Origin of the sequence: Portibacter marinus, from assembly GCF_021533195.1 — a bacterium.
Lineage (GTDB): Bacteria > Bacteroidota > Bacteroidia > Chitinophagales > Saprospiraceae > Portibacter > Portibacter marinus.
Genome location: NZ_JAJNKB010000001.1, coordinates 401,989 through 416,678, shown reverse-complemented (window position 1 = coordinate 416,678; position 14,690 = coordinate 401,989). Strand labels below are relative to the sequence as shown.

Here is a 14,690-nt window from a genome sequence, read left to right as displayed (position 1 = left end):
TTCAGGGTTGGAAAGACTTGAATTTTAATTTTTAGGGGGGTGGGAAAAAAGCGTCAAATTCTGCAAGGAACCTAACGCTTTTTGATTTTATATGTGCGGGGATATTTAAAATCATAATATACACCTAGATCACCACCGATCTGTTCTACAAATAAATCTATAAAAGGATCAGACGAAACAGCTCCAACTTGCGTTCTACCACTTAACATAGGAAAAATTGTGATAGGTGATGTTAACACAATTGATACCTTTTGATTAAGAGGAATTCTTACTCCAAGATCAATATTTGTAAATATTCCATTTTGCAATGAGAACTCATTGTCTATTTTATGTAAGAGTATATAGTTAGAAACAGATCCTTGTAAATAAATTTTATCCTTATAGATGTTTCTTTCATATCGTAAAATGATATTTGCATAAGATCTTGAAAGTGAATTATTTCTATCATTTACGAATAACAGATTTTCATCCAGAAACTTAAAAATGGTATACCCGGCACCAATACGTAGTTGGTTGTTTTCTTTGCTGACTAAATTTCTCAATATTGTTACTTCCGATTTTAATCCCCATCCATCAAAAGATTTAGTGAAATTTTCAGGTGATTTAATCAGATTTGCAAAAAATACTCCACCTTTAACTTCCATCGAATATTGACCACTTACATAAAAAGTGGTTAGCATTGAGAGAAAAATTAAATTCAACAGTTTCATTTGCAAACGTTTTAATCAAGGTTTAGCCAATCACCAGCCATGCCTCAATTTAGACCTCCCTTAAGAATTTCCATAGTAAAAATAGAATAATTTAGAATTGGAGTGTAGTGGAGATGTCTTCAGAATCGTGCCTGTGAAGGACGAAAAAGAGGTCTGTAACGACTTTTTCAGACACAAAATTTAAGGTTGAATGACCTAAATTTTAATTCTTAGGAAGCAACGAATTAATAGCTCCGGTTATATTGCGAGCAAGGCTTTTCTGAAGCTCGTTAAATAGGAAATTATGCCAATAAAATTCAAGAAATTCCAGTAAAAATCACTGATCAATATCCGCATCTTTTATGATGTAATGGGATGGCAGTGTTTAAAAATAATTTCACGAAAAATACTAGTAAGTATAAAATTGATTGCAGAAATGTTATGAAATTCAGCTTCACAGTAAATAATATGCGAAGTTTAGACCGAATGTAGAAAGAATAATATCGCCATTCATTATTGAGCCTTGGAGACCTATTCGAAAATCATCCTTGATTTTGTAGTTTAAACTTAGATTGATAACGCTCATAAAGGTATCAAAGTTGATGATATTAGGAACCAAAATGGTGACAAGTCTTTGTTCATTGATAAGATCTTCTAGTATAGGTCGTGTTGCAGTAACGTAAGAGTTTTTAACGTTCATTCTTGCAATTCCAATTTCTGGGCTCACTGAAAATCCTTTGTATACATTGAATTTTTTGACGAGGGTTAGACTAATGAATCTATATTTTTGGAACTCAAGATGTGGCGTTTTATGTGCAAATCCTCTATCGAATAAAAAATCAGGATACCCCCCTGGAAAGTTTTCGGTCCATTCATCAGCCACGAATAAGTTAGGTCTCTCTTGAAGTTCTTTTTGACTAAAAAACTCTTGGCTAGCACCACCACCTCCTATGCTTGATTTGATGAAAAAATTCTTATAAAGGTTGTAGCTCGCTGAAAAATCCACAACTTCTCCCCACATATCGCCGAAGCCAGAGAAAGACTTACTTACGGAAGTTTCGAGGACTAATTTCTGAGATTGCAATGATGAAATTCCAAGGATTATTAGGATTAGGCAAATAATTGTTTTATTCATTTTTCTTATTTTAAAAAACTGGAATAAAAATTTCATTCCAATTTATTTTTGATATTGAAGTATTAGAAGTTATTTATCTCACATTAACATAGAATTTAGCAACACTTCCGTCAAAATACTGAGTATTACATGTAGTTTCGCCTAGTGGTATATAGATACTATCTAGAATACTTGTCCATATACCATCTCGTTTGTTACTGAAGTCGTAGGTGTAATGACTGTTTCCATATGCAAACTTTTCTTTCCTATTGAAGGTTTTACCTTTGCTGAGACTTCGAGTTGAAGGACTTGGAGATTGTAAATATACAAGAAACTTTATACTATCAGCTTGTCCGTTGGTGCTTTCAGCTCTGAAATCTAAGTGAGCTTTGCCCCTCAGTACAATCTTAATATCGTTGTTGTTTTCACCTCGAGTATAGATTTCTCCGGATTGCACTAACCCCCATCGTTGTAATTCCAATACTCATTTGTTTTAGAAGGATATAATACAGGATTATTCTCAGCCTTGATTTCTACAGAGAATTCTCCATTTTCATCAGAATAGGTTAGTGCTTCTTTTTCACCTATGTCATCGTGATTTAGTATGGGGCCTGAACCTGTGAAGCCATCCTGCACGTAAATTCGTACGTTTTCGATAGGTTCTCTAGTTCCGAAATCTATTACTCGACCGCTCATCGAGGTGGTTTGTTTTATTTTTCCACAAAATGCCATAAGTGCCAGTGCGGGAATGATTAATATTATATATTTCATTTTTAATAATAGATTGTATCACCTCTGGTTTCGCCAAGTGGTATGTAGATACTATCCAGAATACTAGTCCATACCCCATCTCGTTTATATCTGAAGTCGTAGGTGTAGTAGCTGTTTGCATAAGCAAAACCTTCTATTATATCATAGTTTTTTCCCTTACTCTGATATCTAGATGACAAGCTTGGATATTCTAAATATCCAAGAAACTTTATACTGTCAGCTTGTTCGTTGTCGCTTTCAGCTCTAAAATTTAAATATGCTTTACCTCTCAATATAATTTCAATATCCTTATGATCCTCACCTCTAGTAAATATTTCACCAGACTGTACTAAACCACCTTCATTATAGTTCCAGTATTCACGAGATTTAGAAGGAAATAGTACTGGATTATTTTCAGCTTTAATTTCTACAAAAAACTCCCCATTTTCATCTGTGTAAGTCAGTGCTTCATTTTCACCGATATCATCATGATTGAGTATGGGGCCTGAACCTGTGAAGCCATCCTGCACGTAAATTCGTACGTTTTCGATAGGTTCTCTAGTTCCGAAATCTATTACTCGACCGCTCATCGAGGTGGTTTGTTTTATTTTTCCACAAGATGCCATTAACATTATTGCGGAGATAATACAACTTAATTTTTTCATCCTAATAATAGATTGTGTCTCCTCTTGTTTCACCTAGCGGTATATATATACTATCTAGAATACTAGTCCACTTGTCACCTCTTTTATAGCTAAACTCGTAAGTAAAATAGTTATTACCATAGGCAAAGTAATCTTCCCGATTAAATGTTTTTCCTTTACTTAATTGTCTTGAAAATAGACTCGGATACTCTAAATAAGCTAACCATCTAATGCTATCAGCTTGATTTTCTAGTGCTTCAGCTCGGAAATTTAAGTAAGCTTTGCCTCTTAATACAATCTCTATATCTCGGTTGTCTTCACCTCTAGTGAATATTTCACCAGATTGCACTAATCCCCCTTCATTATAGTTCCAATATTCACTAGATTTAGAAGGATACAGCACCGGATTATTCTCTGCTTTGATTTCTACGAAAAACTTTCCATTTTCATCAGTATAAGTTAGTGCTTCACTTTCACCTATGTCATCGTGATTTAGTATGGGACCTGAACCTGTGATTCCATCCTGCACGTAGATTTGAACATTTTCTATAGGCTCACCAGTTCCATAATCGACTACTTGCCCGCTCATGGTGGTTGTTTGCTTTACTTTCCCACATGACACCATAAGTGTCAGTGCGGGAATGATTAATATTATATATTTCATCTTTCTAATAATAGATGGTATCACCTCTGGTTTCGCCAAGTGGTATGTAGATACTATCCAGAATACTAGTCCATACCCCATCTCGTTTATAGCTAAAATCGTAGACAAAGTATTTGTTACCTATAGCAAACGTCTCTTTTCGATTGAAGGTTTGACCTTTTTCTAACTCTCTTTCATGCACATTAGGATAATCTACAAATCCAAGATATTGAATACTATCAGCTTGCCCATTTATAGTTTCAGCTCTGAAGTTAAGGTAAGCTTTTCCTTTTAACACAATTTCAATATTATTATGACCTCCGCCTTTTGTGAATATTTCACCAGACTGCACTAATCCCCCTTCATTATAGTTCCAATATTCACTAGATTTAGAAGGATATAGTACTGGATTATTCTCAGCCTTGATTTCTACAGAGAATTCTCCATTTTCATCAGAATAGGTTAGTGCTTCTTTTTCACCTATGTCATCGTGATTTAGTATGGGACCTGAACCTGTGAATCCATCTTGAACGTAAATTCGTACATTTTCGATAGGTTCTCCAGTTCCGAAATCTTTTACTCGACCACTCATCGTGGTGGTTTGTTTTATTTTTCCACAAGATGCCATTAACATTATTGCGGAGATAATACAACTTAATTTTTTCATCCTAATAATAGATTGTGTCTCCTCTTGTTTCACCTAGCGGTATATATATACTATCTAGAATACTAGTCCAGACACCTTCTCTTTTGTAACTGAAGTCGTAGGTATAGTAACTGTTTCCGTAGGCAAACTTTTCTTGTCTATTAAAAGATTTTCCCTCACTTATACTACGAGTTGACAGACTAGGATAATCGAGATAACCTAGAAACTTTATACTATCAGCTTGTCCATTTATACTTTCAGCTCTGAAGTTGAGGTAAGCTTTGCCTCGTAAGATAATTTCAATATTATCATGATTTTGACCTTTTGTAAAAATTTCACCAGACTGTACTAAACCACCTTCATTATAGTTCCAGTATTCACGAGATTTAGAAGGAAATAGTACTGGATTATTTTCAGCTTTAATTTCTACAAAAAACTCCCCATTTTCATCAGTGTGAGTCAGTGCTTCATTTTCACCGATATCATCGTGATTAATTATAGGACCCGAACCTGTGAAGCCATCCTGCACGTAGATTCGTACATTTTCTATAGGTTCACCAGTTCCGAAATCTATTACTCGACCACTCATCGAGGTATTTTGCTTTATTTTTAGACAAGATGCCATAAGCATCATTGCGGAAGCGATTAATATTATATATTTCATCTTTCTAATAATAGATTGTATCACCTCTCGTTTCGCCAAGTGGAATGTAGATACTATCTAGAATACTAGTCCAGATCCCATCTCGTTTATATCTGAAGTCGTAGGTGTAGTGATGATTGCCAATAGCCAGTTTACCCTCATAATTAAATGAAGTACCTACCCTGTGATTTCTTGTATCTAAATTAGGGTAGTCTCTATAACTTTTGACTATGAAGCTATCTTCCAAAGTAGTTTGACTTTCGAATCTCAGATTAAGATAGGCGAGTCCACGGAGAATTACCTCAATATTTTTGTGATTTTCGCCTTTTGTAAAAATTTCACCAGACTGCACTAACCCACCTTCATTATAGTTCCAGTATTCACTTGGCTTGGAAGGATACAGGACAGGATTATTTTCAGCTTTAATTTCTACAAAAAACTCCCCATTTTCATCAGTGTAAGTCAGTGCTTCATTTTCACCGATATCATCGTGATTAAGTATGGGGCCGGAACCTGTGAAGCCATCCTGCACATAGATTTGTACATTTTCTATAGGCTCACCAGTTCCGAAATCTATTACTCGACCACTCATCGAGGTGGTTTGTTTTATTTTTCCACAAGATGCTACAAGCATCATTGCGGAAGCGATCAATATTAAATGTTTCATGTTTATAGTTTTATGAATTTGCCTAACCGTGCAGCATTTGAATCTATTATGATATAATTACCGTCGAGTAAATCAGTTATGTCTATACGTGTATTCGTATTAGGAGAAATAATCACGGCCTTCACTTCCTCGCCTTTCGTGTTCATGATTCTAAATCTACTTTGAGTTTCAGTCTTATTTGTTACTTGAATGAAGTTCTGAGCAGGATTAGGTGTTACAGTTATTAGATTAACGTTTTTAAGTCCATCTGCTGTTTCATAATTATACACTTTTCCTCTAGAATCGGATTTAGCGAATGGATCGAGACCTGGTCTAGCTTTAGATGATCTAAAGACTGTAGAGTAGTTTATGGGTGCAGTGTTAATGTTAATCTTAGCGCCAGACTTAATATAAACTTCAGATTCGAATCTAACCCAGTCACCAGCTTTAATATTTACATCCGTCCCATCTTGGAATTCTACGGTATTCCCATTTCCTCCGAAGCTCGCAGTATTCCTATGTGTAAAAGCTACTGGCTTGTCAAAAACAATGTCGCTGTTTCCATTTCTATCGAAAGGAATTTGTCCATTATCAAAATCAGGTCTAAAAAAATCTTCAATAACATCATCAGCAGTAGATTGACTGATATTCACATGTTCCTCATTCGTATTCATTCCGAAGAATTCATCGAACGGACTACTATTAACACTAAAATCTTCCCAGCTATCGAAAACATTACTGGGGGTTACTTCGAAGCCTAAAGCTGAGGCAACAGGAATGAAAGTTGCTTTCATATATCTTTCATTAGCAGGATTATTTGGATCTTTCTCCCAACCATTGTATGCATTGTCTCCATTTACAGCATAAAGAGCAGTATTGTAACCACCTACCGCACCGTCATAGGCTATATTATAGTCAACATATTTATCAGTCGTGCCCCAATTACCTTCGCCTCTAAACAGTCTGTATGAAGTGGAGGAATTTGTATTATGCATGCTATTGCCATACATTCTAGGACCAAGAGTATTTACTAGACGAAACAAGATATTTTCGTAGTTTCCAGTACCAGTAGAACCAATCAATCTACTTTTACCTCCATTAGTAATCGCGTAACGTTTAAGGAGTTCAGGATAATCAAGGTCATCCATTATACTGTAAAATTGGTTGTGAATAACTTCTCCAAAATTGTCATAATGCTTGATCAGAAGTTGTAAAGCTGCATATGAATCTAATTTATCCTTAGCACTTGATATAGCCGGTGATATACCGAAATTCCATGTATGCATAAAGTCTACAGCATATTGTAATGATATTGGAATGTAAGCTCCGTTCATAGGAGAATCAAAAGCAATCCAAGATTTTGTAAAATGTGCAATATTATCCTCCTCAAGAGAAGCTAAAGCATACCTTGTTATTAATCCACCCATACTAGGACCGACAATAATGTTCATCTCTGTTTTACTATCACGAAATGTAGGGCCATTAATTACATCATTAAGAAACTCTTTGAAAGCAATTCCATTCGTTGTTATATCTCCAGCTCCTTGAATAAAATTAACGAATACAATGTCGTATCCGTCTGAATGTAATTTATCAACAAAGTTAGCGCTCGGTTCCGTTTCCCAGGGAGAGTCGTCTCCATTCACAAATTCGAATAAACCTCTATGATCTACACGATCCTGATTACTACTGGAATTATTACCTTCATAGGTTCTTAAATTTCCTGGATCAAACCCATCAGTCACGATGAAAGGTCGTCTAAGTTTTCTTTGTCCATCGATATTGTCTGAATATAAAATCGTAACTGTGAATGAGTGCCCATTAGAGGCATTGAATTGAAATTCATGATTTTCGGGAGGAACACTTCTCATTGTTGAAAAATTCCCCATATTCCTGACAGTAGGTACAATCTTTGAAGATTTTCTTCTAATAGTAAAATGACTGTACAAGGTTTGTTCATCATCTACAGTACGTAACTTGATTTCTAAGAATTCTTTTCTCTGCCCTCGATAATCAATGGTGATACCTTCATTTAAAAATACGTCCTGATAGCCTTCACCATTATCAAAATCAACTTCGATATTATAAGTATTTGAATTATTGCTGAACAACATATCTTTGTTGATAGTGTATGTAATCTGATCTCCAACCACACTATTATGTAAAATGGTGGAAGCAAACGTTTTATCCAAAGATTGCTTACCATCAGTACCTTCATAAATAAAATCATAATTCATGAGCATGATGGGGTATACTTTTTCAAAGTCCATCATCTCCTTAGCATGCGAGAATAGATCATCGTAGACTACGAAGTTTTCTTTCTCAGGCACATTGCGCCCAATTAAACTGTAGATTTTTCTCCAATCATGATTGTTAAGCACAGTGACTTCAGAAATACCATTAGTGGCTAGTATAGCTGAGTTGAGTGCATCTTCAGAATGTATAACTGGAAGGTCTTGTCCTTCAGCAGAAATCTGCTTTTTTACCACGCGATCATACTGTATGATATTTTGGGAATTTAATAATAGTGGAATTAGGAGTGCTATTAATATTTTATATTTTTTCATTTTTAATATTTTAGAAATTAGAAAATGGAAACTTGTGAGTGTTATTTTCCAATCTCTAAAAGATTAACTTTAGACTTAAGCTCATCAATCACCACTTGCTGTTCTTGAATGGCTTTGATCAGGTAAGGAATCATATCTACATAATTGACCATATGAATTCCAGCCTCTTCATTGAATTTGACTAAATTAGGTAAGATGTCATCTAGTTCTTGGGCGATTACTCCCACTTTGTTTTTTCCACTAGAGATTAGTTCATCAATTAACTCTGGGTCTGAGTTTTCATAATATGATGCTTTAAGATCATACTTTACAGCATTAATGGCTAAAATTTTAACTAATGCGGATTCTAGAGGAACGATATTTTCCTTTATTGAAATGTCTGAACCTTGATATAAGTTATCATAGTGAATACTTTCTCCATAGATATCTCCCCATCTTTCATTGTACTTACCAAGGAATCCTTCGTTGTTAAAGCCACCTGTAAAAATGACATCTCCTATGTAATCTTGAATGTACACTCCTTTCCCGACACCTCCATTCATATAAACCTCACCACTTACTTCTAGGGCAAGACCTAAAGGAACTGTAAATTTTGTGGAACCATAAGAGCCACCTATTCCGACATCTCCGCCATCATCGACGATCATCTGGGCATGAGAAAATATTGTAAATAGTAGAAGAGTAAAAGTTATAGTAAAAACTTTCATGATAAAAAATTATGTAGTTATGCACGAGCGACATGAAGATTGTGGGAGTCCCTTGCTGCATGGTGTGCTAATCGCAGAAGAGAAATTGTCGCTTATAGATCATTCCTTATAGAAAGGAAGAACTTTTCTCCCGGGTGTTAATCAGGCAATCTCGATAAAAACAATGCTTTTAACGATTTGAAAAATAATATAAGTAAAATTAATTGCAAATCGAAATAAAATTTATTCTTAGGTCATCATTCCTTGAAAAATGTCGCTCCAACCGCATAATTAACAACTAAATTCAAAGAGCTTATTAAGAGTACTTGAGAAGATGAATAGGAAGATCTGTTCTGGTAAAGTGATCCGCTCTACACTGATTATTCACTGGCTTAAGCATCATGATATCCGGAAGGTTCAGTATATGACAGGACATAATTTTGTCAGCATAGCGGAAAGGTATTGGACTTATAATTGTGAGGAGCTGGAGGATGAGTTGAAGAGTTTTCATTCACTGAAATGAATCAATATGAAAATAGAATCGTTAACTTTAAAACCAGAAAGAATGCAAGTGGAAGGAATATACTACGTCACGGACGATGAAAATAAAAAGCGGTTTGTACAAATCGACTTAGAAAAGCATGGTGATATCGTAGAAGATATCTTAGATAGTCTAATTATAGCTTCCAGAAAAGGAGAAGAATCATATCCAATAGAAGAAGTAATGCAAGAATTTAAGGCAAGAGGAAATCTGGATAAATATGTATGAGGTTAGGATTATTAAATCAGCCTTAAAAGAACTAGCCACGCTTGCCAAGAAAGAAATCTAAAGACTCGCTGAAAGAATCAATAAGCCCAAGGAAGAACCACGACTTGAAGGCTGTGTGACGTTATCTGGAAAACTAAATGAATATCGAATAAGATCAGGAAACTATAGAATTCTTTATACCATCGAAGATGATGCTTTAGTGGTTCAAATGATTAAGATAGGAAACCGAAAAGGAGTTTATAAAAAGAGTTTATAAAAAGAGATAGGTCTGACTCGTACCTCACCAGCTGCATATAGTTAAAGGTCTCTCTGCTGGCGCCCTGAGACTTGCGCAGTAAATCGGTGTTCGTCGAGTTCCCTCGGCACATATCATGGCTAGAGCGCACCGATAACTATCGATGTTGTCTCACGGCAGTAAGCTCTCCACTGCGTTCCGTTCTTACCGCCTTGTCATGATATATGATATCTCACCTCAGCTCCTCACAGACTGCTACTCTACTTCGTTCGCACTTACGCTTACCAGCCATGCCAACCCTTCGTTCGAAATAATTGAAAGTACAGCTTATTCTATTCATTTGTGAGAAAGCTATTGACCTAAAAACACGTACGCTAAGGTCACCATATTGCTTGGTTCTAGCACAACAGGAGTTCCAGATCCCCCACTATTTACCAGCACTGAATGATCATGGCTTTCGTTTTCTGCCGTTCCGGAAATGGTGTGCTCATGCGAACCCTCTTCGTGTATTCGTGCAAGTTCATCCCGTACTATACCAACTTGATCTCCCTCTGGTGTAGCAAAATCTGGATCAAAGCCAGTATCACGGTAATATTTATCATTGTACCAATGTCTATGTCCACCAGCACGGTGTGCTACTCCACTTACATTATGAGAATGGGTATTCTGACTAGTGGTTGCCAGTGGAAGGTTATAAGATGGTAAATTCTCAACTGTCAAATTTATTTCGTTACTACCACTTAATTGTCCTAAAAATTCACCTTGTTCCTGGTGCTTCAACATCCTTCCAGACATATCAGGAAGATTCGCAACAAAACCTAAATCAATCGCGGCTTGCTTTGCTGGGGCGGGAAGTGTATTAATATCTCTCCCGTCCAGTGCATACCATCCATCATGATCTGATGGAAATAGGCTTTGCTTCAAATCACCTATGTGATGCAATGAATTGATCAAGGAGGACAACTCTTTCCATCCAAGCTTGCCACCACCATCAGTCACCACCAAACTATCGGATCCATTGTTTTTTGAAATCACAGTAATATGAGCTTCCCCTTCGAGTTTGATATTTTGAGCCAGTACAAAAGACGGTAAAATGAATAGTAAGTAAATTAATTGCTTCATATATACTTGAAAAATTTTAGAAAATTATTTTAATCGAATCAATTTCCCCATACGCTTCATCACATTTTTGTAGTCCCATTGAATTAGACGAGCTTTCTGGAACCAGGAGATTATTTCTTCCTTTTCAATTTCTCCTACAGAACTGTAGATGATAGATGCATCCATAAATTTACCCGTACCTGCTTTGAGTTTAGTTTCATTAAAACTAGCTCCGCTCCAAAACATCAATCGGATGCCGGCCTTTATGCTGCTAAACCCAGTAAATGGATTTTGGTCCAAAAACCATACAGGTTGTCGATGCCAGATCTTATATTCAGCTTCTGGCAAATTTTTTAATAAGTAGCCTGCCAATGTGTGACCAATCTCCTGCTCATCTCCTGGTAAATTTTTGATATAGTTCTGCACCTCTACATTCAAAATAATTGCTTTATGAATTGAAAGATATTAGATAAATATGATGTTACAAAACAAGGATTACACTAATAATACTTTTTTCCGTTGTGCTTACGTAATGATGAAATGCCTTAAAGCATCTCAATAAGTTGTATATTATTCCCACATGTATCATCGAAAACCGCAATTTTAACCGTCCCGGCATCGTTTGGCTTAACGCTGAATTATACACCAAGTTTTGACAACCTTTCATATTACTCATCAACGCTATCCACATCAAACTGCGTCCATGGATTTCCAGCACATTTCAATACCTCTTGATATACTACGGCAGGTTCAAAATGCAATGGTATTGGTTCCAGGAGGATTTCAGGACCATCTTGCGCCTCTTTTGAAACCAGTGTAATCCATCTATTTCCCCCTCCCCCTAAGGGTATATCATTCTTCTAATTTTCAATCTGGAGGAGATAGTAAGTCATTTGTGGATTACTTTTTAATTGAATTAAGAATACATCTGCTTTAGACTCAATACTTAACGATCTTTCGAATCGTTATTTCATTACCCTTTTTAAAGCGCAGATAGTATACTCCAGGAAGCAACAGTGAGTTTCCGATTTCAAAGACTTCAGTTCCTTGCGGTATTTGAGATGCTTGCACTAATGTTCCAGATGACGTAAAAATTTGCACATTCATATTTTTTATATTTTCTGGCAATCGGATAAAAAAGGACCCATCTGTAGGATTTGGGTAAACTTTTAACGAAGTTTTATCAAAAGTCTCCTCACCAGTACTTGACGCGATGACAACATCGATGTTGGTCAAAGCAAAATTTGAAATACGATCGGGCCAGGAGCCACCTGTAGGTACCAATAGTGTTTGATACTGGTATGCATCTTGTGCAATTGGCACATCTGAAGGAATTTCCAACTCAATTTCCAACTCATTCTGGCCTATTAATGCTTCTTGTCTAAATTCCTGATACGTTGTAAAGGGTGATTGATCTAGTTGAAACCAAACCACAATCTCCTGATCCTCAACTGCGCTATAAGAAACATTGAACCTAACCGTCTCACCTGGTGTTACTTGCTCCGGACCATTACTGGATATGATTAGTTGACTACCTTCCCCTAAAACACTGACCCTATTTTGAATAATTTGCGTCAAACTCTCTCCGGGATCGGCTCCGTCAGGAGTAACGAAAGCCAGATATCGATATGCATTAGTAGCTACGCTGACGTCGGATGGAATCTCAAGTATTATATTGACTGAAGATTCCCCTTCTTCCAAATCGATAGTTTGCTGACTATACACCGTAAAGGGATTTTCGTCCAATTGAAACCACACCACTAGGTCTTGATTCATGCCTGCCACATATTCAATGGATAACTCAACTATATCGCCAGGATTCACTGCTCTAGGCCCTTGTATAGATAAAAGTGCGGGTTCCAAAACTCCTATTCCTCCGCATGCCGCCGTAGATCCATCACCTTCATTAAGAGGACTGAAGCCAAAATCATCACTTTCCGGCAAAGTATTTAAAGCATTCTCGACTCCCATGTACGCTGCTTTCTTATCATAGGAATCACCTTCAGCAATGACTGCATCCTGGCATCCCATGAAAAACCCATCGTTTCTTAAGGTTATCCAATTATCCTCATCGCGAAGCCCCCAAATAAGCACCTCGTGGCAATTCGGCTGAGACCAAGCCATTTCACAATAGGCTAAATGCAACCTCTTGAAGCGCTTCTTCCCGATCCTCATTACAAATTCTAATATCCAATTCGGTAACAGCTACTTCGAGATCAGCCTCTGCCAAATCTTGCATAGTGGCTGCAACCGCATCAATAAAACCCTGATTTAGTTCGCCGCTGGCATCGACCATTGCCGATAAAACAAAATGGGATTGAAACCCAACTCCATCTATAGGTGCTCCACAGTCCTTTAAAGCTTTTACCTTTTCTCTCATAAAGAAATTCTTAGAGCTGGGGTTAGAATTAAAAAGCTCAATGCCATAGTCATTGAGGTGTAACCTGGCATTAGGTTGGGCTTCTCTAGCCCATGAGAAAAGCATTTTAATATAATTTTCATAAGTCGCTTCCCCCCATTCAGTCATACTTCCATCATTTGCTCTTCTATACCAGGTACCTTTTCTCCATTGGCCTTTTCCATTGGAAGGTGAATCAGCGATCGACTCGTTTATAACATCCCACTCTTCTACTCGATCTCCACAAATCTGTCCTAAGGCCAATATATATTTCCTTGAAAAGTCAAATACTTGTTGACCTGTCCAGGTTGGTCCTGCAAGATTCAACCATTCCGGGGCTTGGTTGTACCATATCATTGCATGACCTCGCTTTCGTAAGCCTTGCCACTTCTCATTCCCAAGAAATTCTTCTATCTTATCAGCTGTCAAAATTGCTTTAAATTCTTCTACAGACAACTCGTGAATGTTATTCGGTAGCGCGCTTGGAAGAACGAAACTCATTTTCATGTAATTCTCAAGAACGGTCAGATTATATTCCTCAAGAAGATGTTCAGTAGCCTTGCCACCTCTGAAATTATCCGGGTTATCAAGGTGCGCGTTACTGATTATATTTCCAATAAAAACCTTTTTATCATCAGCTAAATGATGAAGACCTGCCTGTCCATTTAGCGTATCTACAGAGCAAAAACAGACTAAAAACATAGCGGTACTAAAATTTGCTAGATTGAAGTGGAAAGTGGATGGTAAATGCATATTCAGGATTATTAAGAAATTTAGTAGAGTTCAATAAGGGTAAATACAGTTTGATAGAGTATCATGATAGAAATCCTTGGCAGTGATTGATTTCTAATTTACATTTTTCTTCTAAAATCTAAAAAATAGGGCAAAATTAGCTCTTCACGAATATACTGATTCCATTTTATCAAATATTTTGATTTGTATATGATCCAATGATCTAAAGTGATCAATCAACACCAAGAGAGAACCTTTCTTTCCATACTAAAGATTTTCAATTTCCAGGTCAGCAACGACCTTTAGAATAGTATTGTTCGGAGGATTATAATGACCGTAATTCAATGATAAGCTATTCTTAATGTATTTTCAGATTGCAATTTTACACCTTTTGCTCAGTGGTCCTCAAGTTTAAGCAGCTCATGCA

The 14,690-nt window shown here is 36.6% G+C and carries 18 protein-coding genes; 3 read left to right on the top strand and 15 right to left on the bottom strand.

Going from position 1 to position 14,690, the window contains the following annotated elements:
• Positions 1-71: 71 nt before the first annotated feature.
• From L2567_RS01800 to L2567_RS01750, 11 genes are all read right to left on the bottom strand, one after another.
• Positions 72-710: a hypothetical protein gene (locus L2567_RS01800; RefSeq protein WP_235295972.1), complete on the bottom strand. Its 639-nt coding sequence runs from the start codon at positions 708-710 to the stop codon at positions 72-74.
• A 433-nt stretch (positions 711-1,143) separates the two neighbouring features.
• A complete protein-coding gene (locus L2567_RS01795) occupies positions 1,144-1,824 on the bottom strand; it encodes a hypothetical protein (RefSeq protein ID WP_235295971.1) in 681 nt (226 codons plus the stop codon).
• Between the two features lie 73 nt (positions 1,825-1,897).
• Positions 1,898-2,284: a hypothetical protein gene (locus L2567_RS01790; protein ID WP_235295970.1), complete on the bottom strand. Its 387-nt coding sequence runs from the start codon at positions 2,282-2,284 to the stop codon at positions 1,898-1,900.
• Entirely contained in the window at positions 2,260-2,574 is a 315-nt protein-coding gene (locus L2567_RS01785) for a carboxypeptidase-like regulatory domain-containing protein (protein WP_235295969.1), read from the bottom strand. The genes L2567_RS01790 and L2567_RS01785 overlap by 25 nt, the downstream gene beginning before the upstream one ends.
• 2 nt (positions 2,575-2,576) lie before the next feature.
• Positions 2,577-3,143, bottom strand: a complete 567-nt coding sequence (locus L2567_RS01780) for a carboxypeptidase-like regulatory domain-containing protein (protein ID WP_235295968.1) — start codon at positions 3,141-3,143, stop codon at positions 2,577-2,579.
• 76 nt (positions 3,144-3,219) lie between these two features.
• Positions 3,220-3,861 (bottom strand): carboxypeptidase-like regulatory domain-containing protein, encoded by a 642-nt coding sequence (locus tag L2567_RS01775; RefSeq protein WP_235295967.1) that lies wholly within the window; start codon positions 3,859-3,861, stop codon positions 3,220-3,222.
• Between the two features lie 4 nt (positions 3,862-3,865).
• A complete protein-coding gene (locus L2567_RS01770) occupies positions 3,866-4,432 on the bottom strand; it encodes a carboxypeptidase-like regulatory domain-containing protein (protein WP_235295966.1) in 567 nt (188 codons plus the stop codon).
• A gap of 76 nt (positions 4,433-4,508) precedes the next feature.
• Positions 4,509-5,075 (bottom strand): carboxypeptidase-like regulatory domain-containing protein, encoded by a 567-nt coding sequence (locus L2567_RS01765; protein WP_235295965.1) that lies wholly within the window; start codon positions 5,073-5,075, stop codon positions 4,509-4,511.
• A 79-nt stretch (positions 5,076-5,154) separates the two neighbouring features.
• The gene (locus L2567_RS01760; protein WP_235295964.1) at positions 5,155-5,796 is read right to left on the bottom strand and encodes a carboxypeptidase-like regulatory domain-containing protein; all 642 of its coding nucleotides are present in this window, start codon (positions 5,794-5,796) and stop codon (positions 5,155-5,157) included.
• A gap of 2 nt (positions 5,797-5,798) precedes the next feature.
• Positions 5,799-8,342 (bottom strand): T9SS type A sorting domain-containing protein, encoded by a 2,544-nt coding sequence (locus tag L2567_RS01755; RefSeq protein ID WP_235295963.1) that lies wholly within the window; start codon positions 8,340-8,342, stop codon positions 5,799-5,801.
• A gap of 41 nt (positions 8,343-8,383) precedes the next feature.
• Positions 8,384-9,049 carry a tail fiber domain-containing protein gene (locus L2567_RS01750; RefSeq protein ID WP_235295962.1) on the bottom strand — a complete coding sequence of 222 codons (666 nt, stop codon included), beginning with the start codon at positions 9,047-9,049 and terminating at the stop codon, positions 8,384-8,386.
• Positions 9,050-9,362: 313 nt separating this feature from the next.
• Between L2567_RS01750 and L2567_RS01745 the strand changes: the two genes are divergently transcribed.
• The 3 genes from L2567_RS01745 (at position 9,363) to L2567_RS21245 (ending at position 10,053) form a co-directional block, all read left to right on the top strand.
• Positions 9,363-9,551 (top strand): hypothetical protein, encoded by a 189-nt coding sequence (locus L2567_RS01745; RefSeq protein ID WP_235295961.1) that lies wholly within the window; start codon positions 9,363-9,365, stop codon positions 9,549-9,551.
• Between the two features lie 6 nt (positions 9,552-9,557).
• Positions 9,558-9,797 carry a hypothetical protein gene (locus L2567_RS01740; RefSeq protein WP_235295960.1) on the top strand — a complete coding sequence of 80 codons (240 nt, stop codon included), beginning with the start codon at positions 9,558-9,560 and terminating at the stop codon, positions 9,795-9,797.
• A gap of 76 nt (positions 9,798-9,873) precedes the next feature.
• Positions 9,874-10,053: a type II toxin-antitoxin system RelE family toxin gene (locus L2567_RS21245; RefSeq protein WP_406626646.1), complete on the top strand. Its 180-nt coding sequence runs from the start codon at positions 9,874-9,876 to the stop codon at positions 10,051-10,053.
• Positions 10,054-10,383: 330 nt separating this feature from the next.
• On the opposite strand, the gene L2567_RS01735 is transcribed toward L2567_RS21245, so the two are convergent.
• From L2567_RS01735 to L2567_RS01720, 4 genes are all read right to left on the bottom strand, one after another.
• A complete protein-coding gene (locus tag L2567_RS01735) occupies positions 10,384-11,154 on the bottom strand; it encodes a hypothetical protein (protein ID WP_235295959.1) in 771 nt (256 codons plus the stop codon).
• 24 nt (positions 11,155-11,178) lie between these two features.
• Complete coding sequence (locus L2567_RS01730) at positions 11,179-11,571, bottom strand: DUF1801 domain-containing protein (RefSeq protein ID WP_235295958.1); 393 nt, start codon at positions 11,569-11,571, stop codon at positions 11,179-11,181.
• A gap of 501 nt (positions 11,572-12,072) precedes the next feature.
• Positions 12,073-13,308 (bottom strand): T9SS type A sorting domain-containing protein, encoded by a 1,236-nt coding sequence (locus L2567_RS01725; protein WP_235295957.1) that lies wholly within the window; start codon positions 13,306-13,308, stop codon positions 12,073-12,075.
• A complete protein-coding gene (locus L2567_RS01720) occupies positions 13,259-14,233 on the bottom strand; it encodes an endo-1,4-beta-xylanase (RefSeq protein WP_235295956.1) in 975 nt (324 codons plus the stop codon). The genes L2567_RS01725 and L2567_RS01720 overlap by 50 nt, the downstream gene beginning before the upstream one ends.
• Between the last annotated feature and the right edge of the window lie 457 nt (positions 14,234-14,690).

Bases quoted from the DNA above. Each gene is read 5' to 3' on its own strand.
- L2567_RS01745 (WP_235295961.1), top strand. From the start codon at position 9,363: ATGAATAGGAAGATCTGTTCTGGTAAAGTGATCCGCTCTACACTGATT.
- L2567_RS01765 (WP_235295965.1), bottom strand. From the start codon at position 5,075: ATGAGTGGTCGAGTAATAGATTTCGGAACTGGTGAACCTATAGAAAAT.
- L2567_RS01760 (WP_235295964.1), bottom strand. From the start codon at position 5,796: ATGAAACATTTAATATTGATCGCTTCCGCAATGATGCTTGTAGCATCT.
- L2567_RS01785 (WP_235295969.1), bottom strand. From the start codon at position 2,574: ATGAAATATATAATATTAATCATTCCCGCACTGGCACTTATGGCATTT.
- L2567_RS01735 (WP_235295959.1), bottom strand. From the start codon at position 11,154: ATGAAGCAATTAATTTACTTACTATTCATTTTACCGTCTTTTGTACTG.
- L2567_RS01725 (WP_235295957.1), bottom strand. From the start codon at position 13,308: ATGAGGATCGGGAAGAAGCGCTTCAAGAGGTTGCATTTAGCCTATTGT.
- L2567_RS01750 (WP_235295962.1), bottom strand. From the start codon at position 9,049: ATGAAAGTTTTTACTATAACTTTTACTCTTCTACTATTTACAATATTT.
- L2567_RS01770 (WP_235295966.1), bottom strand. From the start codon at position 4,432: ATGAGTGGTCGAGTAAAAGATTTCGGAACTGGAGAACCTATCGAAAAT.
- L2567_RS01775 (WP_235295967.1), bottom strand. From the start codon at position 3,861: ATGAAATATATAATATTAATCATTCCCGCACTGACACTTATGGTGTCA.
- L2567_RS01720 (WP_235295956.1), bottom strand. From the start codon at position 14,233: ATGTTTTTAGTCTGTTTTTGCTCTGTAGATACGCTAAATGGACAGGCA.
- L2567_RS01755 (WP_235295963.1), bottom strand. From the start codon at position 8,342: ATGAAAAAATATAAAATATTAATAGCACTCCTAATTCCACTATTATTA.
- L2567_RS01795 (WP_235295971.1), bottom strand. From the start codon at position 1,824: ATGAATAAAACAATTATTTGCCTAATCCTAATAATCCTTGGAATTTCA.
- L2567_RS01780 (WP_235295968.1), bottom strand. From the start codon at position 3,143: ATGAGCGGTCGAGTAATAGATTTCGGAACTAGAGAACCTATCGAAAAC.
- L2567_RS01800 (WP_235295972.1), bottom strand. From the start codon at position 710: ATGAAACTGTTGAATTTAATTTTTCTCTCAATGCTAACCACTTTTTAT.
- L2567_RS01740 (WP_235295960.1), top strand. From the start codon at position 9,558: ATGAAAATAGAATCGTTAACTTTAAAACCAGAAAGAATGCAAGTGGAA.